We start from the raw sequence: 22,162 nt of genomic DNA, 5'->3' as shown, positions 1-22,162 counted from the left end.
GTGGGTTCCCGTCCGTGTCGAGCAGGCAGCGGCTGGTGCCGGTGTCGCACGCGTGCCGGGTGGCGGCCCATCCGGGCAGGGTGGTGCAGTCGTCCAGCACGCCGGCGACCGCGGCCGCCCCGCCCTGTGCGGTGGCGGTCACGGCCTGTTGGGTGATGATGATCCGCACTCCGGCCTGCCGGGTTGCGAACACCGTCTCCGCGTCGGCCAGCGCCCCGGTCCGGAGCAGGTCGATGAGCAGGTCGTGCGCGAGCTGGTCGGTGCTGCGCGGGTCGGTCGCGAGCTGGTCGGCGCGGGCCTGCTGGCCGGGGTCGACGAAGCGGACCCCGCGGCGGGGGGCCAGCGCCGCGTCCAGGACGGTGCGCACCCACAGGGCGGCCTCATCGTCGAACAGGAACGACCCGTGGGCGACCCCGTCCGGGTCCGTCCAGATCCGGAAGGAGCGCCGCTCGAACCGTTCCTGGAACCGGCGGGCCGCCCCGTCCGGGTCCAGGATGTCCCGGATCGCGCGGGCCTGCCCGGCAAGCTCCTCCACCGTCCGGCAGTCGGCCTCGCCGATCAACTGGACCGCGGCGGTCTCCCACGCCGCCCGGGCCTCCTCCCGCGCCGCCGCCACCAGCCCGGCGACCTCGCCGGCATCCCCGGCAGGGGTGCTCTGGCCGGACACGGTGTCCGCGTCGAGGGCGGGCGGGTCGCCCAGGCCACGCAGGATCGCGTCGTGCTGGCCGACCGTGATCCGCCCCGCGAGCAGCGCCGCCCCCAGCGGGGCATGCCACACCGGTGTCACCGCCGGCGCGACGTCCTCGCCACCCGCACCGGCAGGTGCGGGCACCTGGGCGAGCAGGGCCTGCCCGAGCCGGACCTGCTTGACCGCGTCGGTGCGGGTGGAGCCGGTGATCTCCTGCACCAGCGCGACCGGCGACCGGTGCCCGCGCACCTGCGCCAGCCCCGTATGCCCCGCCTCGCGCGAGGACCGCGCCGCCACCACCCCGGACGCCGCCACCCGCAGCGATTCCGCGGCCCGCACCACGGCCGAGGCTTCCGCGATCACGGCGACCACCGCGTCGTCGTCCAGGACGGCGGCCAGCGCGGGCACCGACCCGGCATCCGGGTCGGCGCCGATCAGCGAGCGCAGTGCCTCCACATGCGCCTCAAGATCGGAGAAGAATGCCATATAGATAGCATCCCACCCAGCTCCGACATTCGAACACTGCGCCGATTTCGGGACTCAAGAATCGACGGTCGTCGGACTCCGCGCCACCGTCACTCCGGCGGGGCCGCGGCATCCCGCCCCGTAGACTGGACGCCCGTGGCCCTCACCATCGGAATCGTGGGACTGCCGAATGTCGGCAAGTCGACCCTGTTCAACGCCCTGACCCGCAACCAGGTGCTCGCCGCGAACTACCCGTTCGCGACGATCGAGCCGAACATCGGCGTCGTCAGCCTGCCCGACGCACGGCTCGACACGCTCGCAGGGGTGTTCCACAGCGAGCGCACCGTGCCGGCGACGGTCTCGTTCGTGGACATCGCCGGGATTGTGCGCGGGGCCAGCGAGGGCGAGGGCCTGGGCAACCAGTTCCTCGCGAACATCCGGGAGGCGGACGCCATCGCGCAGGTCGTGCGCGGCTTCTCCGACGCTGACGTGGTCCACGTCGAGGGCGAGGTCAACCCCCGCGCGGACTTGGAGACGATCGGCGCCGAACTCATGCTCGCCGACCTGCAGACGCTCGAGAAGGCGATCCCGCGGTACGAGAAGGAAGTGAAGGGTCGCAAGACCGACAAGGCGGTCCTCGACGCCGCGGTCGCCGCGAAGGACGTTCTGGATCGCGGCATCCTGCTGTCGGCCTCCGGCTTGGATCTCGCGCCGATCCGGGAGCTCGGGCTGCTGACCGCGAAGCCGTTCATTTTCGTGTTCAATGTGGACGAGGGCGTGCTGACGGATGCTGCGCGCAAGGCCGAGCTGCAGGCGCTGGTCGCCCCGGCCCAGGCCGTGTTCCTGGACGCGAAGATCGAGTCCGAGCTCATCGACCTCGACCCGGAGGATGCCGCGGAGCTGCTCGCGTCGACCGGACAGGACGAATCGGGCCTTGACCAGCTGGCGCGGATCGGGTTCGACACGCTCGGACTGCAGACGTATCTGACGGCGGGTCCCAAGGAGGCTCGCGCCTGGACGATCGGCAAGGGCTGGAAGGCGCCCCAGGCGGCCGGCGTCATCCACACCGACTTCGAGAAGGGCTTCATCAAGGCCGAGGTCATCTCGTTCGAGGACCTCGTCGACGCCGGTTCCGTGGTCGAGGCGCGCTCGCGCGGCCGCGCGCGGCTCGAGGGCAAGGATTACGTCATGCAGGACGGCGACGTGGTGGAGTTCCGCTTCAACGTCTGAACGGCAGAGTTATCTGACCGCGGAGTGTGCGCGACAGCGCCACCAACCAGGCAAGGAGGGAGTGATTCCCACTCTTACGACAGGCACAGTTGCTGAGCTTGCCGCGATCATGAGGACGCTGAGTGAGTGGCAGACCGCCGACTGGAAGGGATTCTTGCATCCCGGAGACCTCGGTTGGCACTCGATGGTCGGCGCTGAGAAGTTGGCCGCAGACCTGCGGTGCTGGACTTCCTATGGATCGATCGTTGCGATCGGCATGTTCGATGGCGATGATCTCTTCCGCATGGCGATGGATCCCTCAGCCCTCGACGATGATGAACTCGCCAGCCAGATCGAAGCCGATCTCACGAGCGTGCGCGTGCTTCCGCGAGGTACGGTGACGGTCGAAGCCCGCGGCGCGCTCGCACTGCAAGCCCGCCTACGCGCCCAGGGGTGGGACAACGACGAACCCTGGACGCCGCTGCTGCTCGACCTGTGCGCCCCCATCCCGCCGAGTCCACGCAACGTAGCGCTGCGAGTCGAGGAGATCGGCCTCGACGAGCCAGAAGAGTGGACGGCGGTGCACTGGTCCGCGTTCAAGGGGGGGACGCTGAGCCCGGAGGAATGGCAGCGACTCATCCAACGGTGGACGACGATGGCGACGGGCCCGTTCGCAGGCCTCGCCCACCACCTCATAGGCTACGACACCACTGATCAGCCTGTTGCGATCGCCACCGTCTGGACAGCCGGAAATGGACGCCCCGGCCTCATCGAACCGATGGGAGTGCACGGCGACCACCACGGCCACGGTTACGGTACGGCCATCACCCTCGCCGGTGCGCATGCTCTGCAGCAGCACGGCGCTTCTACGGCAGCCGTCGTCGCCGAGAACTCCAATGACGGTGCCCTCGCCACATACCTCGCAGCCGGATTCACTGCGGGCGAACCCGTTGCCGACCTCACTCGCACACAGGACTGTGGTGCATTGCCATACAGCGACTGAGCAGGGCTCTTCGCCCGCGCGGCAAGGGTGGCCCAGCGGCGGCCATCGAGCACGTTCTTCTGTACTAGTCCCCGCGGGTGGAGCGACGGCGGTGGCAGGCGCAGGAGGTGCAGTGCCCATGGATGTGGTCAGCCGGCGCGGGAAAGGATCCATCCACTGAGCCGGACGTCGCCTGTGTGAGGACCGACAGCGTGCGCTGCGCCGCCCACACGCCGTACCCTGCAGGTGACGGAGGGCGGTAGTCCATGGGAACACTGAGCTACACGGCGACGATGTCGCTCGACGGCTACGTCGCAGACGCGAACGGCAGTCTCGACTGGTCGGTCCCTGACGCGGAGGTGTTCCAGTTCCACGTCGACCGGATGACCGCGGTGTCGACCGAGATCCTGGGACGCACCACCTACCTCCTCATGAAGTACTGGGAGACCGAGCCCGAGGACGGGTCGTGGGATGCCGCCGAGCGCGAATTCGCCCGCCGGTGGCAAGGCATCGAGCACGTCGTCGCCTCCTCGACGCTGACCGAAGACGACCTCGGCTCGGGACCGGCTCGGCTCGTGCCCCGACTCGGCCTCGGGGAGCTCGAGCGGATCGTGGCGGACGCGCGCGGCGAGGTCGAGATCTTCGGACCGACGACGGCGGCTGAGGCGATCCGCGCCGGGCTCGTCGCGGACTTTCGGTTTTTCGTGGTTCCCGCCGCCGTGGGCGGCGGCCTTCACGCGCTGCCCGACGACGCACACCTCGACCTGCGCCTGGTCGAGCATCGCATCTTCGGCAACGGCGTCGTCTACCTCCACTACCGGCCGCGCTGAGCCGCACGGGGGAGCAGGGTATTGTGCTCGAGGCGACGGTGCCCTCAGCATCCCCGCGACAGGACGGACGACCATGACCGACACCGAGATCTTCGAGCCCGACGGCCGCGGCATCCCGTACGTGGACGAGGGCAACGGACCCGCTGTGGTGCTCATCCCGGACCGGGGGTTGAACACCTCGTATCTCGGCACGCTCGCGCACATGCTCACCGAAGCCGATCACCGCATCGTGCGGGTCGGCACTCGGCGCGCGGCGGCCGCCTCGATGCACGATCTCGCCCAGGATGTCGTCGACCTGATGGATCACCTGCAGCTCGAGCACGCCTGGATCGGCGGGCACGGATTCGGCGGGTCGGTCGCCCGCACCGTGGCACTGGACCATACCGATCGCGTCAACGGCGTCCTCCTTCTCGGTGTCGAGGCCACCGCCGACCGGCCGCGCGACGGAGACATCCCGGACACCCTGCGCGACCCGGACGTCGAGCCCGGCCAGCGCGCTGCGCAGGCTGCGACGCCCGACGCCGAGTGGACCGGGCTCGCCCCCCTCGTCCCCGTGCTCGTCATCCACGGCACCGAGGACTCCGTCTTCCCGCCGGCGAACGGCGACGCGCTGCAGACGGCAGCGCCCGACCGGGTGAGTGTCGTGCCCATCGAGGGCGGCGGGCATCTCTTTCCCGCCACGCACGCCGGCCCCACGGCGTGGGCGATCGAGGACTACCTGGACTGGGACTGATGCGCTGACCTGCGGTCGGCTCGCGCCGCATGCGCGCCCTTGTCGGCCTCGTTGGTGTGTGGTCTCATGACGGGATGATGTTTTTCCCTCCGGATCCCGAGCCGCTCGATCGCGATGACGTCGACTCGCCGCGGCAGCCCTGGTGGTCGCCTCCCGAGGATGAGTTCGCGGCGGTGTACCCCGTCTCCGAGGTGCTTGCCGTCACCGATCATGTCGCGATCGGGCTCGTCGGAGTCCTGGTCCACCGCGGCGGCATCGCCTTCCGTATCGAACGGCGCCTGCGGCGGAATCGGATGCCGTTCCGGGAATGGACTGATCTGTGTGCCACATTCATCGAGCATTGGCCCGCCGGCGCGGAGGGGACTGCGGGCCGCCTGCGATACGGTCTCGTGCTCGGGGACGGCGAACGGGTCCTGGAGGACTCGGCGTTCGTCGTTGGACTCGTCCCCGGATCCGACCCGAGCAGACACACTCTCACCCGCAACGCCCGTGGCGGCGGCGGAGGCAGCAGCACTTACTCCGCCGAGGAAGGGCTGTGGCTCTGGCCGGGGCCACCGCCGGGGCCAATCGAGCTCGTGCTCCAGTGGCCGGCGCTCGGCATCGACGAACGGCGGATCCGTCTCGACGGCGATCGCATCCGCCACCTCATGCCGCAGGCGCGACCCATCTGGCAATGAGCCGACCCGCGAGCGCTACCGGTCCTCGTCCCCCTGCTGGTTCCCGTTGCCCGCGTGCTTCGGCTTGCCGTGCTGCGCCTTCGCGCCCTTCTTCACAGGAGCCTTGGTGGTGCTCGCCGGCGCCGTCGTCGTCTCCTTCTGCGTGGTCGCCGAGGTCAGCTGCGCGGGCGTAACCGCGACGGGCGCCTTCTCAACCGTGGCCGTGTCTGCCGTGGCCGCGTCGGGCCCGACCGGCACGGTGACGACCACCACATGCGGCGGCTGCGGAGCCTCGCCCGCCGCGCCCGGGGTCGCGACGCCCATCCACACCAGGCCCGGGATGGCCAAAAGCGCCGCGGCCACCGCCGCCGCGGCTATCGGCCGGCCGCTGCGTCTGCGCGCGTGGGCGGCCAGGCGCGACCGCGCGCTGGCGGCGCCGATGGCTGCCGTCGCGGGAACCGGCGCTGTCCCGGCAACCGCCGCCGGAGCCTGCCCCGCCACCCCCGGCAGCGCGCCGTCGTCGACGGGGAAATCGGCGACGATCTGCGCGACCTCCGACGCGGTGGGCCGGCGGGCCGGGTCGGCATCCGTCATCCGGGTCAGCAGCGCCGACCAGTGCGGGCCGAGCTCCTCCGGCACCCGCGGCGACTCGACAAGGCGCGCCAGCACCGCGGCGACCCCGGATGCCTCGGGGAATGCGCGCAGACCGGTCAGCGCCTCCAGCAGCACGAGCCCCAGGGCGTAGATGTCGGCCGCCGGCGTCGCGGCATCGCCGCGCAACTGCTCCGGCGACAGGTACGCCGCCGTGCCGACGACCGTCCCCGGCGAGGTCACACGCGTGCCGTCCAGCAGGTACGCGACGCCGAAATCAGTGAGCTTCGCGCGGAAGGGCACCCGCGGCTGCGCGGTCGCCGCCAGCAGAACGTTCGACGGCTTCACATCGCGGTGCACGACGCCCGCCGCATGCACGGCCTCCAGTCCCGCCGCCAGCGCCACCGCCAGATGCGCGGCCTCCGCACCGGACAGCGGCCCTTGGCGCATCCGCTCGGCCAGCGTCGTCCCCGCCACGAACTCCATCACGAGATACCCGGTGCGCCCGGGGACCAGGCACGCATCCAGCAGCGTCACCAGCGCCGGATGGTTGAGCCCCGCGAGCACGCTCACCTCGGTCCGCGCCCGCTCCGGAGACGTCAGCACATCGGTGCCCGTGCGCATCAGCTTCACCGCCACCGTGCGGCCGAGCACGACATCCTCCGCCCGGTACACCTGCGCCATAGCACCCTCGCCGACCAGTTCGTGCAGCTGGTAGCGGCCGTCGAGCACCGCAGACGTCGCCTGCTCCTGCACATCGGTCACGGCCATGTCTCCTCCTCGGCGGGGGTCGTCCAGTGACCTTATGTCAGGTTGCGGGAACCACGTTGAGGGTTGACATCCGCGTGCGCACATGCCATGTCGCGGTGTCGCACACCGGTGACAGGATGTCGGTATGCCCGAGTCGCCCGAGGTGGAAGCGCTCGCCGAGTGGCTCGACGCGCGCGTGACCGGATCCCGCGTCCGGGCCGTCGACGTGATCGAGTTCCGCACGGTGAAGACGCGCGCACGGCCCCCCGCCACCCTCGTCGGGGCCCGCATCACGGGCGTGCGCCGCTTCGGCAAGCACGTCGACGTCGCGCTGGACGCGGGGCACCTGGTGGTCTCGCTGGGCCGGCACGGCTGGGTGCGATGGTCCGACACCGGAACGGAGCCCGACGACTCGGCAGCGGCCGAGGCCCCGGCGCTGGCCACCGTCACCGTCGACGAGGGGACCATCGAGCTCACCGACGCGGGCTCCTGGGTATCCCTCGGCGCGTGGGTCGTGGACGATCCGCACGACGTCCCCGGGATCGCCAAGCTCGGGCCCGATCCGCTCGATCCCGGCTTCGCGCGCGACGACGTGGTGACGGCGGTCGCACCGCGGCGCAAGCAGCTGAAGGCTATCCTGCAGGAGCAGGAGTCTCTTGCCGGCATCGGGAACGCCTACTCCGACGAGATCCTGCACCGCGCGCGCCTGTCCCCGGTCGTGCACGGCGACACGCTGACCGATGACGAGCTGTCGCGCCTGTACGACGCCGTCCGCGGCGTGCTCGCGCAAGCCGCCGGCGCCCGGCGCGGCATCCCGATCGACCTGCTCAAACAGGCCAAGACCGACGCGATGGCCGTGCACGGCCGCGCCGGCGAGACGTGTCCGGTCTGCGGCGGCGTCGTCCGCGATCTCGCGTTCGGCGGCACCACCGCGCAGTACTGCCCGACGTGCCAGACCGGCGGCGCGCTGCTGGACTGAGGGTTCCCGCGTGCGGAACCGGCCCGTACAGTTCTCGCATGGGGATCGAGGAGGAGCCGAAACAGGTCGCCCGGACGGCCGAGTCCGCACCGGCGTTCGAATGGCTCGCGCGCGCGGGATTCGTGGCCATCGGCGTCATCCACATCCTCGTCGGCGCGCTCGTCCTGGTGCTCGCGTTCGGCGGGAAGGCCGAGGGCAGCCAGTCCGGCGCCCTCGAGGCCATCGCCGCCGCCCCCGCGGGGTTCGTGGTGCTCTGGGTGCTCGCCATCGCCCTGTGGTGCCTCGCGGTGTGGGAGGTGTTCGACGGTGTGCTCGGGCGGGGGACCGCCCGGCACCGGTGGCAGCGGCGCGTCTCGGACTTCAGCCGCGCCCTGGTCTACCTCGCGTTCGGCGGGATCGCCGTCGCGGTGGCCCTCGGCTCCAGGCCCAACACGGATCGCTCCGCGAAGAGTCTCAGCGGCGGCCTGATAGCACTGCCCGGCGGCGTGTTCGTGCTGGCCGCCGTCGGCCTGGGCATCGGCGTTGCCGGCATAGCGTTCGCGGTGATCGGCATCCGACGCAGCTTCCGCAAGAAGCTGACGGTCCCGCCCGGGGCGCCGGGCACGCTGATCACCGCTTCCGGCGTCGTCGGCTACCTCGCGAAGGGACTCGCGCTCGTGGTCGTCGGCATCCTCCTGGTCGTCGCCGCTATCACGCTCGACCCGAAGGCCGCCGGAGGCCTGGATGCCGCCATGTCCGCGCTGCTCGCGCTGCCGTTCGGCGGCCTGCTCACGGGCGGGGTGGGCGTCGGACTCGTCGTGTACGGCCTGTACTGCTTCCTGCGCGCACGGTACGCGAAGCTGTAGCGCTTGTCATCACGGCCCCGTCTTGATACCTTGCAGTACTAGATACCTAGATCTGCAAGGTGTGGAGGGGACATGCGCATCGGGAAGGACCTCACGGCGGCGGCGGCCACGCCCCTCGTGCTGGGCATCCTCGCGGACGGCGACTCCTACGGCTACGCGATCCTGCAGCGCGTGGGGGAGCTCTCCGGCGGCGAGCTCGACTTCAGCGACGGGATGCTGTATCCGCTCCTGCACCGGCTTGAGCGGCTCGGCCACGTCGAGGCGACGTGGGGCACGTCACCGGAAGGCCGTCGGCGCAAGATGTACCGGATCACGGCCCGCGGCGCGGCGACGCTCGCCGAGCACCGGGCCCAGTGGGCCGTCGTCGGCAGCGCGCTGCGGCGCGTGTGGGACCAGCGCGGCGGACACGTGCCGTTCGCGGTGAGGGAGGCGTGAGGATGGACACCCGCATCGAGGAGCGCATCGGGCAGTGGCGCGGCTACCTGTCCCGGAGGAGGGCGCTCAGCGCCGACGACGTCGTCGAGCTGGAAGGGCACCTGCGGGACCAGATCGACCGGTTCCAGGCGTCCGGCCTGACCGCGGACGAGGCGTTCCTGATCGGCGTCACCCGGATCGGCGAGATCAACTCTCTCGCCCGCGAATACGCGCGCGAGCACGCGGACCGGCTCTGGAAGCAGCTGGTCGCCGACGAGGCGCCGCGCACCAGCCGGGGTGGGGTGCTGCTCGCGCTGGCGCTGGCGGGGATGGCAGCGGTCGCCGTCAAGATCCCGGCTCTGGCCGGCATCGACGTCGTCGGCGGTGGCGACGGCTTCTATCTGCGCAACACGGCCCTGCTGGTCATGCCGTTCCTGGCCGCATACTTCCTTCGCTGTCGGCGCGCCTCCGCGGCCACGGTCGTCGGCGTCGCCGCGGGCTTCGCCGCCACGGCGCTGCTCGTGAATGTGTACCCGTTCGTGCCGTCCGGCTCCACGATCTTCCTCGCGGGCGCGCACGCGGCGGTCGCGCTGTGGCTGGTCACCGGCATCGCGTACGCCAACGGGGCGTGGCGATCGGCGAACGCGCGGATGGACTTCATCCGGTTCACCGGCGAATGGTTCGTCTACATGGCGCTGCTTGCCCTCGGCGGCGGCGTGCTCGCCGCGCTCACCGTCGGCGTGTTCGCCGCGGTCGGGCTCGACCCCACGACGTTCGTCCTGGAGTGGATGCTGCCGTGCGGCGCGGCCGGCGCGGTCGTCATTGCAGGCTGGCTCGTGGAGGCCAAGCAGAGCGTGATCGAGAACATGGCGCCGGTGCTGACCCGGGTGTTCACGCCGATGTTCACGCTGCTGCTGATGGCGTTCGTGGTCGCGGCCGCCGTGCAGGGCAGCCTCGTCGACGATGGACGCGAGCTGCTGATGATCTTCGATGTGGTGCTGCTGGTCGTCGTGGGACTGCTGCTGTACTCGATCTCGGCCCGCACGCCGCAGGCACCGCCGTCGTGGTTCGAGTGGCTGCAGCTGGTGATGATCGTCGCCGCGCTCGTCGTCGACGTCCTCGTGCTGGTCGCGATGACCGGGCGCATCGCCGAGTTCGGCGCGAGCGCGAACCGGGTGGCATCCCTCGGGGTCAACCTCGTGTTCGTCGCGAACCTCGTCGGAGCCGGATGGCTCCAGGTGCGGTTTCTGCGGCGCCGCGGCCGCTTCGAGGCCATCGAGCGGTGGCAGACGGGATTCGTGCCGGTCTACCTCGCGTGGGCGGCTGTCGTGGTCGCCGTCTTCCCGCCGGTGTTCGCGTTTGCGTGACGCCGGCGCGCGGCGCGGCCCCGAGCACCGCCGGGCCGGTTAGCATGGAGCGCATGGCCACGTCGAACCTGCCCACGCCCACCCTGCAGCCCGTCCCCGAGACGGCGAACCTCCTCACCGTCGCCGAGGAGGGCGCCTCCTGCTGCGGCGGGGGATGCTGCTGCGGCGACTGACCCGCACCGCGCTCAGTGCGCGGCATCCTCCAGCTCGTCCGCGGGCTTGCGGATGAGGAACGCGCCGACGATCACCGGCAGCGCCACTATCGCCGCTATCAGGAACGCCGACCGCGCTCCCGCGGCGGTGAAGCTGCCCGCCGGGGCGCCGCCGGCCGCCGAGACCGCCGACATCACGGCGATCATCAGCGCTATCCCGGCCGCCCCCGCCACCTGCTGCACGGTGCCGAGCACGGCGCTGCCATACGAGTAGAAGCGCGGCGTCAGTGACGCAAGGGACGCCGTGAACAGCGGCGTGAACGACAGCGCCAGGCCGATCGACAGCAGCGTCTGCAGCGTCACGATCAGCCACACCGGCGTCTGCGCATCCACGAACGCGTACGCCCACAGTGCGCCGGCCGAGATCACCGCGCCCGGCACCAGGAGCACCCGCGTTCCGCGCCGGTCGTAGATGCGGCCGATCAGCGGGCCGCCCAGGCCCATCGCCAGCGACCCCGGCAGCAGGGTAAGCCCCGACTCCAGCGCGTTCAGCCCGTGCACGCCCTGCAGGTACAGCGGCAGCACCGTGATGGCGCCGAAGAACGCGAACGACAGCACCGCCATCTGCGCTATCGACAGCGAGAAGTTCACCGAACGGAACACGCGAAGATCCAGCAGCGCGTCGTCGGCGCTCTGCAGCACCACCTGCCGCCACAGGAACAGCCCCAGGCCGGTGACGCCCACCGCGAGGGCGACGAACATCCACAGGCTCGATCCGCCGTCCGCGTCGGCGGGCGCCGCCGCCGTGCCGATCTGGCTGAGCCCGTACACGAGCCCGCCGAACCCGAACGCCGACAGCACGATCGACAGCGGGTCGATCGGGGCCCGGGTGCGCACGCCCACGTTGTGGATCCACCGGGCTCCCACCGCCAGCGCTATCAGCGCTATCGGAAGCACGACGCCGAAGTTCCAGCGCCACGATGCCGTGTCCAGCAGGAACCCGGACAGCGTGGGTCCGATCGCCGGCGCCAGCGCTATCACGATGCTGACGCGGCCCATCATCCGGCCGCGCGAACGCGGCGGCACCACTGTCATCAGCGTCGTCATCAGCAGGGGCATCATGATCGCGGTGCCGGAGGCCTGCACGACGCGGGCGACCACCAGCATCCCGAACCCGGGCGCGAGCACTGCCATCAGCGTCCCCGCCGAGAACAGCGACATCGCCGCGACGAACGCCGTTCGCGTCGTGAACCGCTGCAGCAGGAATCCCGTGATCGGGATCACTATCGCCATCGTCAGCATGAACGCCGACGTGAGCCACTGGGCGGCGACCGCGGTGATCTCGAGGTCGTGGATGAGGTGCGGGATCGCTACGCCCATCGTCGTCTCGTTCAGGATCGCGACGAACGCCGCCGCCAGCAGCAGCCAGATCACACGCGACTCGTCGCGGGATATCTCCCCCGGCGTGACGGGCACCGGCGTCGTGTCGGAGACGGCCATGAGGGCTCCTCTGGTCGATTCGGGGACGATGTCGCGATCGAGGCGACGGTGAGCGCGCGGGATGCCGCGCGCGGCGAACTCCAAGGATAACGGCGAGGTCCGACATCCCATTCCCGCCGGCCGTGCCAGCATGACGCCATGGCATCTACGGCGTGGCACGCATTGGTGATGGTGCGCGGCATCGTGGCGCTGGTGGCCGGCGCCGTCGCCGCGGCCGCAATGATCCCGCTGCTCGGCCCCGCCGCGGGACTGCTCGGCGGCTGGGCGGTCGCCGCGGGCGTCGGAGCCGGCTGGACGCTGATAGTGGTCTGGCCGATGGATGCCGTGCAGACCCGCACGCACGCCACGAGCGAGGACCCGGGCCGGCGCGCCAGCCGGCTCATCGGCGTGCTCGGCAGTGTCATCAGCATCGCCGCCGTCGTGGTGGTGCTCACGCAGACGCGCGAGGCGCAGGGCCCCGCCGCTTTCGCGCTCCCGGTCATCGCCCTGGTCAGCGTCGCGGCCTCCTGGCTGCTGATCCAGACCGTGTACATCGTCCGGATCGCCGACGCGTACTACACCGAGCCGGTGGGCGGGCTCCTCTTCAACCAGCAGGAGGACCCGTCGTACACCGACTTCGCGTATGTCGCGTTCGGCGTCGGGCTCACCTACCAGGTGGCCGACACGAACGTCACCGTCAACCGGATGCGGCGCATCATCATCGCCCAGTCGCTGCTCGGGTACCTGTTCGGCGCGGTGATCCTCGGCACCGTGATAAACCTGCTCGCGGGCTTGTGACCGGGGGTGCGCGCACGCCGCGCGGCTAGGCTGACGCCGTGAGTATGGGCATCGGTCACGGCGGCGGATTCCGCGGCGTGGATGCCCGTGCCCAGCGCCGGCTGAATGCGGACGCGCCCCGGATCCTGCACCTGCGGCACCGCGTGACGGACTTGTTCCGCCCGTATCGCGGGCGGATAGCGACGACCGGCCTGCTCGTGGTCGTCGGCGCCGGCATCGCCGTGATCCCGCCCCTGATCGTGCAGCGCATCTTCGACGACGCGCTGTTCCCGCTCGCCGGCGGCGGACCGGACCTCGCGCTCCTCGTGCGCCTGGTCCTGGCCATGGTGCTCCTGTTCCTCGTCTCCGCCGCCCTGGGCCTCGTGCAGACGTGGATCACCGCGACCGTCGGCAACAGCGTGACCGGGGACCTGCGGGTGCGGCTGTTCGAGCACCTGCAGGCGATGGAGCTGGGCTTCTTCACGCGCACGAAGACCGGTGTCATCCAGTCCCGGCTGCAGAACGACGTGGGCGCGGTGTCGGGCGTGCTCACGAACACCGTCACGAGCATCCTCGGCAACGCCGTCACCGTGATCGCCTCGCTCGTCGCGATGATCGTGATCGACTGGCGGCTCACGATCATCGCGGTGATCCTGATGCCGATCCTCGCCGTCGTGCAGCGCCGGGTCGGGCAGCTGCGGGCGCGGATCGCCGGCCAGACGCAGGAGTCGCTGTCCGAGCTGACCGCCATCACGCAGGAGACGCTGAGCGTGTCCGGCATCCTGCTGTCGAAGTCGTTCAACCGGCAGCGCACCGAGTCCGCCCGCTACCGGCAGGAGAACCGCAACCAGGTCCGCCTTCAGGTGCGCCGGGCGATGAGCGGGCAGGGCTTCTTCGCGGTCGTTCAGGTCCTCGTCGCGAGCGTGCCCGCCGTCATCTACCTCGTCTCCGGCATCATCGTCGCCGGCGGCGCCGGCGGCATCACGGCCGGCACCATCGTCGCCTTCACGACCGTGCAGGCGCGGCTGCTGCAGCCGCTGATGGGCCTCATGCGCGTCGCCCTGGACCTGCAGACCTCCAGCGCCGTGTTCGCCCGCATCTTCGAGTACCTCGACCTCGTGCCGGCGATAGCGGACGCGCCCGACGCCATCTGCGTCGCCGAGGGGCCCGGACCGCTCGGCCGGGTCGAGTTCCAGGACGTCTCGTTCCGGTACCCGGATGCCGCGGCCGACACCCGCCCGACGCTCGGCGGCGTCTCGTTCGTGGCCGAGCCCGGGCAGCACGTCGCGTTCGTGGGGCCCTCCGGCGCCGGGAAGACCACGGTGCTGTATCTGACCCCGCGGATGTACGAGGCCTCCGCGGGGGCCGTCCTGTTCGCCGGGACCGACGTGCGGCGCCTGACGCACGAATCGATCATCGACCAGATCGGCATCGTGTCCCAGGAGACGTACCTGTTCCACGCGACGATCCGCGAGAACCTCTGCTACGCCAAGCCCGACGCCACCGACGAGGAACTGGTCCAGGCGTGCCGGGCCGCCAGCATCCACCACGTGATCGCCGGGTTCGAGCACGGCTACGACACCGTCGTGGGGGAGCGCGGATATCGCCTGTCCGGCGGGGAGAAGCAGCGGATAGCCATTGCGCGGGTGCTGCTGAAGGACCCGCCCGTGCTGCTGCTGGACGAAGCCACCTCGGCACTGGACACCGTATCCGAGCGCGTCGTGCAGGAGGCGCTGGAGGAGGCATCCCGGGGCCGGACCACGCTGTCGGTGGCGCACCGGCTGTCCACCGTGATCGGCGCCGACATCATCCACGTCGTCGACGGCGGGCGCATCGTCGAATCCGGCACGCATGCGCAGCTTCTGGCCCGCGACGGGCTGTACGCGCAGCTGGCTGCGCAGCAGATTGCGGCGACGCGCGTGCTGCAGACCGAGACCGACGAGGCGCCGGTCACGCCCGCCGACCACCCCGACCGCCGCGCGGACCGCGCCCCCGGCGACTGAACACCGGCTCGTCGCGGGGTGTTGACACCCCAGTACTCGGTGTTACTATCTACCAGTAGTCAATGCCACTGAGTAGCGAGGGGGAACCGTGGGCAGGCAGGAGACCGAGATGCTCAAGGGGACGCTGGAGGGGATGGTCCTGGCGATCCTGTCGTCCCGACCGGCATACGGCTACGAGATCACCGCATGGCTGCGCGGGCAGGGCTTCCACGACATCGTCGAGGGGACCATCTACGCGCTGCTGGTGCGGGTCGAGCAGCGCGGCCTCGTGGACGTGGAGAAGGTGCCGTCCGAGAAGGGACCGCCGCGCAAGGTGTACACGCTGAACGGACGAGGACGCGAGTACCTCGACGAGTTCTGGAGGACCTGGAGCTTCCTCGCAGAACGACTGGAACAGCTCCGCAGCGAAGGGGACTGATGATGGCGGCGAAATGGATCGAGGCGCTCACCGGGCCCCTCGAGCAGAAGAAGCAGTACCGGCAGGCCAAGGCGCGTCTGGACGCGCTGCCCGAGCCGTACCTGTCGGTCGCGGGCGCTTTCACCCGGTACTTCATGTACTACGGGGGCGTGACCGATGGTGACACCATCGTGCAGATGCTCGGCGACCTCGCCGACCTGTGGGAGCGCGCCGCCGTCGACGGCACGCCGGTGCGCGAGATCGTGGGCGCCGACCCGGTGGAGTTCGCCGAGAGCTTCGCGCAGGCGTACGGCGGGAAGCGCTGGATCGACAAGGAGCGCGACCGGCTGGCGAAGGCGGTTGACGATGCGGACCGGGGGGATCCGCGATGACCGCGGCGATCCATGTGCGGGGCCTGGAGAAGTCCTACAAGGACGTCCACGTCCTGCGCGGCGTGGACCTCGACGTCGCCGCCGGCAGCGTCGTGGCCCTGCTGGGCGCGAACGGTGCGGGGAAGACGACGCTCGTGCGCATCCTGTCCACCCTGCTGGCGCCGGATGCCGGGACCGTCCTGGTCTCCGGGTCCGATGTCACGACGCACGGCGCCGCGGTGCGCGGCGCCATAAGCCTGACCGGACAGTTCGCCGCGGTCGACGAGATCCTCAGCGGCCGGGAGAACCTCGTGCTGGTGGCGCGGCTGCGCCACCAGCAGGAGCCGGGACGCATCGCCGACGAGCTGCTGGTGCGCTTCGGCCTCGCCGAGGCGGGTGCGCGGCGGGTGTCCACCTACTCCGGCGGGATGCGTCGCCGGCTCGACATAGCGATGAGCCTCGTCGGCCGCCCGCCCATCGTGTTCCTCGACGAGCCCACCACGGGCCTGGACCCCCAGGCGCGCCGCGAGGCGTGGCAGGCGGTGCGCGAGCTCGCCCGGCAGGGCACCACAGTGCTGCTGACCACGCAGCACCTCGACGAGGCGGAGCAGCTCGCGGACCGGATAGCGATCCTGCACCGCGGACGGATCATCGCCGACGGCAGCCTCGAGGAGCTGAAGGGCCTGCTGCCGCCGGCACAGGTCGAATACGTGCAGCGGCAGCCGAGTCTGGAGGAGGTGTTCCTCGCCATCGTGGGTGAACCGGACACCGCCGACGAGCCGGCGGCCGCGGACGAGCGGAGGATGCCGTGACCACGTTCCTCGCCGACACCGCCGTGCTCACCGCGCGCACGCTGCGGCACATCACGCGCAGTCTCGACACGATCATCACGACGGTGATCACCCCGATCGGGCTGATGCTGCTGTTCGTGTACGTGCTCGGCGGCGCCATCCGCGCCGGCACTGGCAGCTACATCGACTACCTGCTGCCGGGGATCCTGCTGATCACGATCGCGTCCGGCATCGCGTACACGGCGTTCCGGCTTTTCACCGACCTGCACAGCGGCATCTTCGAGCGGTTCCAGTCGATGCCGATAGCGCGGTCGTCGGTGCTGTGGGCGCACGTGCTGACCTCGATCGTCGCGAACGTCGTCTCTCTGGCCGTGGTCGTGGCGGTGGCCCTCGCAATGGGGTTCCGCACCGGCGCGAGCGTCGGCGGATGGCTCGCGGTGACCGGGATCCTCGTCCTTTTCACGCTCGCCCTCACCTGGCTCGCGGTGATCCCGGGCCTGACCGCGAAGACCGTGGACGGCGCCAGCGCGTTCTCGTATCCGCTGATCTTCCTGCCGTTCGTCAGCTCCGCGTTCGTGCCCACGGCGTCGATGCCGGGCCCCGTGCGCTGGTTCGCGGAGAACCAGCCGGTTACCTCGATCGTCGACGCCATCCGCGCCCTTTTCGCGGGGGAGCCGGTCGGGGCGGACCTGTGGACGGCGCTCGCGTGGTGCGCGGGGATCCTCGTGGTCGCCTACATCGCGGCGATCGCCGTCTACCGGCGCCGGTTCGCCTAGCCGCCGACGGCGGCGACGGATGCCGCGACCGCGTCGGCCACGGCATCCAGCCGCTGCCTCAGGCCATGCGGAAGGGTGAACCGCACGGCCGTCTGCGCGAGGGTCCGTTCCACGCCGAGCGCGGTGAGCACGTGCGAGGGCTCGTCGGAGCCCGCCGCGCACGCGGACCCGCTCGAGGAGACGACGCCGCGGCGCTCGAGCTCCAGCAGCACGGCCTCTCCGCTCGTGCCGGCGAACGTGAACGACGCGGTGCCCGGCAGCCGATGCTCGGGATGCCCGGTCAGCCGCGCCGACGGCACCGCGGACAGGACCCGCCCGATGAAGGCGTCCCGGACCGCCGTGACGGCGGCGGCGTCCGCCGCGCGCTCGGCCTCGGCGAGCTCGAGCGCCGTGGCCAGGGCGACCGCCCCCGCGACGTCCTCGGTGCCGCTGCGCCGCCCGCGTTCCTGGCCGCCGCCGTGCAGCAGCGGCTCGATCGGGATGCGGGTGCGCACCGCGAGCGCGCCGGTGCCCTTCGGGGCGCCGACCTTGTGCCCGGCGATGGCGACGGCGTCCGCGCCGGTGCCCGCCAGCGGCAGCCATCCCGCCGCCTGCACGGCATCCAGATGCAGCGGGATGCCGCGGGCGCGGCACGCCGCGGCGATGCCGGCGACATCCTGCACCGTGCCGATCTCGTTGTTCGCGTACCCGACGCACACCACGGCGGTGTCGTCGCGCAGCGCGGCGGCGATGTCCGCGGGGTCGACCCGGCCGGCGGCGTCGACCGGCACCCGCGTGATCTGGAACCCGTGCACGCGGGCCAGGTGATCCGCGGACTCCAGGATCGCCTCGTGCTCGATCGGCAGCGTGACCAGGTGCCGGGCGCCGCGCGCGAGCATGGCCGCGACGGCGATGCCCTTGACCGCCAGATTGTCGGCCTCGGTGCCGCCGGACGTGAAGATCACATCCCCCGCCCGCATCCCCACGATCCGTGCAATGCGGGCGCGCGCATCGGCGAGGGCCGAGGCCGCCGCCTCGCCGACGGTGTGATGGCTGGACGGGTTGCCGAACGCGGCGCCCAGGTACGGCGCCATCGCCTCGAGCACCTCCGGGCGCACCGGGGTGGTCGCCGCGTGGTCCAGATACAGCATCAGTCGCTGATCCGCAGGTCCAGGCCGAGGTCCAGGGCCCGGGCGCTGTGGGTGAGCGCGCCCACCGAGATGACATCGACTCCGGTGCCGGCGATCGCCGCGACGGTGTCCAGGCTGACCCCGCCTGAGGCCTCCACCGTCGCCCGGCCCGCCACCTGCGCCACCCCCGCACGCAGGTCGTGGAGCGTGAAGTTGTCCAGCATGATGGTCCCGATGCCCGCGGCCAGCACGGGCTCGATCTGGTCGAGCCGGTCGACCTCGACTTCGATGTGCGTCGTGTGCGGCAGGGCCGCCTTCGCGCGCTGCAGCGCCTCGGTGACGCTGAGCCCCTGCGCGGTGAGCACGCCGAGGTGGTTGTCCTTGGCCATCACCGCGTCCGACAGCGAGAACCGGTGGTTGTGTCCGCCGCCGCACACGACGGCGTGCTTCTCGAACGCGCGCAGGCCCGGCGTCGTCTTGCGCGTGTCGACGATCCGGGCGCGGGTGTGCGCGACGGCGGCGACGTAGCGGGCGGTGAGCGTGGCGATGCCGCTCATCCGCTGGACGAAGTTCAGGCCGACCCGCTCCGCGGTGAGCACGGCACGGGCGGGGCCCTGGACGGTGGCGAGGATGTCGCCGGCTGCGAACGCGTCCCCGTCGGCGAGGCGGCTCTGCACGCGGACGGCGGGGTCGACGAGCCGGAACGCGGCGGCGAACACCGCGCCGCCGGCGAGCACGCCCTGCTCGCGGGCGACCAGCTGGGCCCGCGCGGTGGCGGTGGCGGGGACGAGCGCCTCGCTGGTCAGGTCGCCCCACGGGGCATCCTCGTCGAGTGCGGCGGCGACGGCCCGGTCGATCAGGGCGGCGGTGAGCATCAGAAGACCTCCGTGAGGACGCGGTCCGGGATGGAGACGGTGTGCGGCACGGTGTCGTCGAGCCGGTGATGCGCGCCGAGCGACGACGTGCGGGCGGATGCCGCCGCCACGACCGCACGCGCGACGGTGAGCAGGTTCTCGTCCTCGTGCTCTGCCACGGTGCGGGGGATGCGGGGCACCGCCGCCCACTGCGTGAGCGCGCCGGCCGCGTGCGCGAGACCGGCGGCGTCGCGCAGGAGTCCGGCATCCCGCCACATCAGCTCCTGCAGGGCTGCACGCGAGAACGGCGCCGGCGCGGTGACCCGCGCGTGCGCGACGCGGGGGGCCATGGGAGCGGGTGCGGGCGCCGGCCACGCGGCGGATGCGGTGTGCGCCGCGACCGCGTCACCCGCGCGGGCGCCGAACACGGCGCCCTCCAGCAGTGAGTTCGACGCGAGCCGGTTCGCGCCGTGCACGCCGGTGCGCGCGCACTCGCCGACCGCGTACAGCCCGGCAAGGCTCGTCCGCCCGTCCAGGTCGGTCACGACACCGCCCATCAGGTAGTGCGCGGCCGGGGTCACCGGGACCGGCTCCCGCGCCCAGTCGAACCCCCGCGCGCGCACGGCGCCGTCGATCGTCGGGAACCGCCCGCGCAGGCGTGCGGCGCGCACCGCCGGGTCGGCGTCGTACAGGCCGGTCGCATCCAGCACCACCGGCGCGCCCTGCGCGGCCGAACGCCGGGCTATCGCGCGCGCCACGACGTCCCGCGGCGCGAGCTCGCCGTCGGGGTGGGCGTCGAACAGGAACCGGCGTCCGCCCGCGTCGCGCACGACCGCCCCCTCGCCGCGCACCGCCTCGGACACCAGGAACGGGGATGCCGTGGCCAGCACGGTCGGGTGGAACTGCACGAACTCCAGGTCGGCCACGCGCACTCCCGCGCGCAGCGCCGCCGCGATGCCGTCGGCGGTGGCCACGGCGGGGTTCGTGGTGTGCGCGTACAGCTGGCCGGCGCCGCCGGTCGCGAGGATCACCGCGTCCGCGGGGAGGACGGTGCGACGCCCGTCGACGAGCACGTCGACGCCGGCGACGCCGTGGTCGCGCACGACGAGGTCGACGAGGAACGCGTGCTCCACGATCCGCACACTGCTCGCGCGCAGCCGCGCCACCAGCGCGTCCTGGATCGCCCGGCCGGTGGCATCCCCGCCCGCGTGCAGCACCCGCGCGTGCGAGTGCGCGGCCTCGCGTCCGCGGATGGGGGCCCCGGTGGCGTCGCGGTCGAACGTGACGCCCGCGTCGACCAGCTCGGCGATGCGGGCGGGCCCCTCCTCGACGAGCACGCGCACGGCGGCGGGGTCGTTCGCGCCGGACCCGGCCGTGATGGTGTCCTCGATGTGCGCGGCGATGGTGTCGTCGGCGGAGGTCACCGCGGCCACGCCGCCCTGCGCGTACGCGGTGTTCGCTTCGTCGAGGGCGCCCTTCGTGACGAGCGTGACGTCGCATCGGCGTGCGGCGTGCAGCGCTGCGGTGATCCCCGCGATGCCGCTGCCGACGACGACGACGTGGGTCACGAGGCGTTCTCCCAGGCGGCGGCGGGCGCGGCGGGGGGCTTGGCCGCCAGCATCCGCTCCAGTGCTATCCGCGCGGGCTCGGCGACATCGTCGGGGACGCTGATCCGGTTGCGCACCTCGCCGGCGAGCAGGCCCTCCAGGACCCAGGCCATGTATCCGGGGTGGATGCGGTACATCGTCGAGCACGGGCAGACCACCGGGTCCAGGCAGAAGATGGTGTGCTGCGGGTTCTGCGCGGCGAGTCGCTGCACCAGATTGATCTCGGTGCCGATGGCGAACACCGTGGGCTCGGTGGCCTGCTCGATCGCCGCGCGGATGTAGGCGGTGGACCCCGACTCGTCGGCGGCGTCCACCACCGGCGCCGGGCACTCCGGGTGCACTATCACGCGGACGCCGGGGAACTCGGCGCGCGCCTGCGCTATCTGGTCGACCGTGAAGCGCTTGTGCACGGAGCAGAAGCCGTGCCACAGGATGACCCGCGCGTCACTCAGCGCGCCGCGCTCGATGCCGCCCAGCGGCTGCCGCGGGTTCCACATCGGCATCTGCTCCGGCGGCACGCCCATCGCCTTCGCGGTGTTGCGGCCGAGGTGCTGATCCGGGAAGAACAGCACGCGGCGTCCGCGCGCGAACGCCCACTCCAGCACCGTGCGCGCGTTCGACGACGTGCACACTATCCCGCCGTGCCGGCCCACGAATCCCTTGATCGCCGCAGAGGAGTTCATGTACGTGACCGGCACCACGGGCACGAGGCCCTCGTCGTCCGTGGCGTCCAGGTCGCCGTACAGCTCGGCCAGCTGCTCCCAGCACTCCTCGACCTCGTCGATCGAGGCCATATCCGCCATCGAGCAGCCGGCCGCGAGGTTCGGCAGGATCACGGCCTGGTCGGGGCCGGACAGCAGGTCCGCGGTCTCGGCCATGAAGTTCACGCCGCAGAACACGATGGCCTCCGCCTCGGGGTGCGCCTTCGCGGCCTTGGCCAGCTGGAACGAGTCGCCGACGTAGTCGGCGTGCACGACGACCTCTTCGCGCTGGTAGAAATGGCCGAGCACCACGACCCGATCGCCGAGGGCCGCCTTCGCCGCCTGCACGCGGTCGGACAGCTCCTGCGCGGACGCGTCCCGGTACTCGCGCGGCAGCTCGCCCTGACGCGGCGCGCCGGTGGGGATCACGTCTCCCATCGACGCGCCCGGGCCGTATCCCGGGACCGGGTCGAAATCCCAGGGCGCGGCGATGAGATCCGTGGTGCACGCGGCCCGGTCGGACGCCCCGGCGGCAATGCGCGCGAGGGCGCGGGCGACGGAGGGATCGGTGCGGTCGGTCAGGTCCAGGGGTGCGATGGCCATCATTCCTCGATTCGGGTCTTGGGTCGGGTGCGC

22 protein-coding genes are annotated in these 22,162 nt (G+C 71.6%); 15 read left to right on the top strand and 7 right to left on the bottom strand.

Annotation, left to right across the window (positions count from 1 at the left end; translation table 11 throughout):
• A partial coding sequence (locus GH740_RS13795; protein ID WP_153746684.1) for a DUF222 domain-containing protein occupies positions 1 to 1,174 on the bottom strand: 1,174 nt, incomplete at its 3' end.
• Positions 1,175 to 1,309: 135 nt separating this feature from the next.
• Here GH740_RS13795 and ychF point away from each other — a divergent pair.
• The 5 genes from ychF to GH740_RS13770 all read left to right on the top strand — a co-directional run bounded on the left by ychF (position 1,310) and on the right by GH740_RS13770 (position 5,584).
• A complete protein-coding gene (gene ychF / locus GH740_RS13790; protein WP_367641616.1) occupies positions 1,310 to 2,383 on the top strand; it encodes a redox-regulated ATPase YchF in 1,074 nt (357 codons plus the stop codon).
• 109 nt (positions 2,384 to 2,492) lie between these two features.
• Positions 2,493 to 3,365, top strand: a complete 873-nt coding sequence (locus tag GH740_RS13785; protein ID WP_153746682.1) for a GNAT family N-acetyltransferase — start codon at positions 2,493 to 2,495, stop codon at positions 3,363 to 3,365.
• A 245-nt stretch (positions 3,366 to 3,610) separates the two neighbouring features.
• Entirely contained in the window at positions 3,611 to 4,174 is a 564-nt protein-coding gene (locus tag GH740_RS13780) for a dihydrofolate reductase family protein (protein ID WP_153746681.1), read from the top strand.
• Positions 4,175 to 4,247: 73 nt separating this feature from the next.
• Positions 4,248 to 4,907: an alpha/beta fold hydrolase gene (locus GH740_RS13775; protein ID WP_153746680.1), complete on the top strand. Its 660-nt coding sequence runs from the start codon at positions 4,248 to 4,250 to the stop codon at positions 4,905 to 4,907.
• A 74-nt stretch (positions 4,908 to 4,981) separates the two neighbouring features.
• The gene (locus tag GH740_RS13770; RefSeq protein WP_153746679.1) at positions 4,982 to 5,584 is read left to right on the top strand and encodes a hypothetical protein; all 603 of its coding nucleotides are present in this window, start codon (positions 4,982 to 4,984) and stop codon (positions 5,582 to 5,584) included.
• Positions 5,585 to 5,599: 15 nt separating this feature from the next.
• Here the strand turns inward: GH740_RS13770 and GH740_RS13765 are convergent, their stop codons facing one another.
• On the bottom strand, positions 5,600 to 6,925 hold the full coding sequence (locus GH740_RS13765) for a serine/threonine-protein kinase (protein ID WP_172978386.1): 1,326 nt from the start codon (positions 6,923 to 6,925) through the stop codon (positions 5,600 to 5,602).
• Between the two features lie 124 nt (positions 6,926 to 7,049).
• Between GH740_RS13765 and GH740_RS13760 the strand changes: the two genes are divergently transcribed.
• The 4 genes from GH740_RS13760 (at position 7,050) to GH740_RS13745 (ending at position 10,509) form a co-directional block, all read left to right on the top strand.
• On the top strand, positions 7,050 to 7,883 hold the full coding sequence (locus GH740_RS13760; RefSeq protein ID WP_153746677.1) for a DNA-formamidopyrimidine glycosylase family protein: 834 nt from the start codon (positions 7,050 to 7,052) through the stop codon (positions 7,881 to 7,883).
• A gap of 38 nt (positions 7,884 to 7,921) precedes the next feature.
• Complete coding sequence (locus tag GH740_RS13755) at positions 7,922 to 8,728, top strand: DUF1206 domain-containing protein (RefSeq protein WP_153746676.1); 807 nt, start codon at positions 7,922 to 7,924, stop codon at positions 8,726 to 8,728.
• A gap of 72 nt (positions 8,729 to 8,800) precedes the next feature.
• Positions 8,801 to 9,163, top strand: coding sequence for a PadR family transcriptional regulator (locus GH740_RS13750; protein WP_153746675.1), 363 nt, complete (start codon positions 8,801 to 8,803; stop codon positions 9,161 to 9,163).
• Between the two features lie 2 nt (positions 9,164 to 9,165).
• Entirely contained in the window at positions 9,166 to 10,509 is a 1,344-nt protein-coding gene (locus tag GH740_RS13745; RefSeq protein ID WP_153746674.1) for a permease prefix domain 1-containing protein, read from the top strand.
• A gap of 185 nt (positions 10,510 to 10,694) precedes the next feature.
• Here the strand turns inward: GH740_RS13745 and GH740_RS13740 are convergent, their stop codons facing one another.
• Positions 10,695 to 12,161 carry an MDR family MFS transporter gene (locus GH740_RS13740; RefSeq protein WP_153746673.1) on the bottom strand — a complete coding sequence of 489 codons (1,467 nt, stop codon included), beginning with the start codon at positions 12,159 to 12,161 and terminating at the stop codon, positions 10,695 to 10,697.
• 138 nt (positions 12,162 to 12,299) lie between these two features.
• Here GH740_RS13740 and GH740_RS13735 point away from each other — a divergent pair, with 138 nt between their 5' ends.
• The 6 genes from GH740_RS13735 (at position 12,300) to GH740_RS13710 (ending at position 17,255) form a co-directional block, all read left to right on the top strand.
• Positions 12,300 to 12,938 (top strand): DUF1345 domain-containing protein, encoded by a 639-nt coding sequence (locus GH740_RS13735; RefSeq protein WP_153746672.1) that lies wholly within the window; start codon positions 12,300 to 12,302, stop codon positions 12,936 to 12,938.
• 44 nt (positions 12,939 to 12,982) lie between these two features.
• Positions 12,983 to 14,920, top strand: coding sequence for an ABC transporter ATP-binding protein (locus tag GH740_RS13730; RefSeq protein ID WP_153746690.1), 1,938 nt, complete (start codon positions 12,983 to 12,985; stop codon positions 14,918 to 14,920).
• An 88-nt stretch (positions 14,921 to 15,008) separates the two neighbouring features.
• Complete coding sequence (locus tag GH740_RS13725; protein WP_367641615.1) at positions 15,009 to 15,338, top strand: PadR family transcriptional regulator; 330 nt, start codon at positions 15,009 to 15,011, stop codon at positions 15,336 to 15,338.
• 2 nt (positions 15,339 to 15,340) lie between these two features.
• Positions 15,341 to 15,709 carry a DUF1048 domain-containing protein gene (locus tag GH740_RS13720; protein WP_153746688.1) on the top strand — a complete coding sequence of 123 codons (369 nt, stop codon included), beginning with the start codon at positions 15,341 to 15,343 and terminating at the stop codon, positions 15,707 to 15,709.
• Positions 15,706 to 16,500, top strand: a complete 795-nt coding sequence (locus tag GH740_RS13715; protein ID WP_153746671.1) for an ABC transporter ATP-binding protein — start codon at positions 15,706 to 15,708, stop codon at positions 16,498 to 16,500. The genes GH740_RS13720 and GH740_RS13715 overlap by 4 nt, the downstream gene beginning before the upstream one ends.
• Complete coding sequence (locus tag GH740_RS13710) at positions 16,497 to 17,255, top strand: ABC transporter permease (protein WP_367641614.1); 759 nt, start codon at positions 16,497 to 16,499, stop codon at positions 17,253 to 17,255. Before GH740_RS13715 ends, GH740_RS13710 begins: the two co-directional genes overlap by 4 nt.
• Here GH740_RS13710 and GH740_RS13705 read toward each other — a convergent pair.
• Genes GH740_RS13705 through nadA form a run of 4 tightly spaced genes read right to left on the bottom strand, consistent with a single transcriptional unit; the run spans position 17,252 to position 22,132 of the window.
• Entirely contained in the window at positions 17,252 to 18,385 is a 1,134-nt protein-coding gene (locus GH740_RS13705; RefSeq protein WP_153746670.1) for a cysteine desulfurase family protein, read from the bottom strand. The two genes, GH740_RS13710 and GH740_RS13705, sit on opposite strands and share 4 nt — an antisense overlap.
• Positions 18,385 to 19,239, bottom strand: coding sequence for a carboxylating nicotinate-nucleotide diphosphorylase (gene nadC, locus GH740_RS13700; protein WP_153746669.1), 855 nt, complete (start codon positions 19,237 to 19,239; stop codon positions 18,385 to 18,387). Before nadC ends, GH740_RS13705 begins: the two co-directional genes overlap by 1 nt.
• Complete coding sequence (gene nadB, locus GH740_RS13695) at positions 19,239 to 20,786, bottom strand: L-aspartate oxidase (protein ID WP_367641613.1); 1,548 nt, start codon at positions 20,784 to 20,786, stop codon at positions 19,239 to 19,241. Before nadB ends, nadC begins: the two co-directional genes overlap by 1 nt.
• On the bottom strand, positions 20,783 to 22,132 hold the full coding sequence (nadA, locus tag GH740_RS13690) for a quinolinate synthase NadA (RefSeq protein ID WP_153746668.1): 1,350 nt from the start codon (positions 22,130 to 22,132) through the stop codon (positions 20,783 to 20,785). The genes nadB and nadA overlap by 4 nt, the downstream gene beginning before the upstream one ends.
• Positions 22,133 to 22,162: the final 30 nt, after the last annotated feature.

Source organism: Microbacterium sp. SYP-A9085, from assembly GCF_009649635.1.
Lineage (GTDB): Bacteria > Actinomycetota > Actinomycetes > Actinomycetales > Microbacteriaceae > Microbacterium.
The sequence above is the reverse complement of the archived record's forward strand: the minus strand, read 5'-3'. Positions and strand labels throughout refer to the sequence as shown.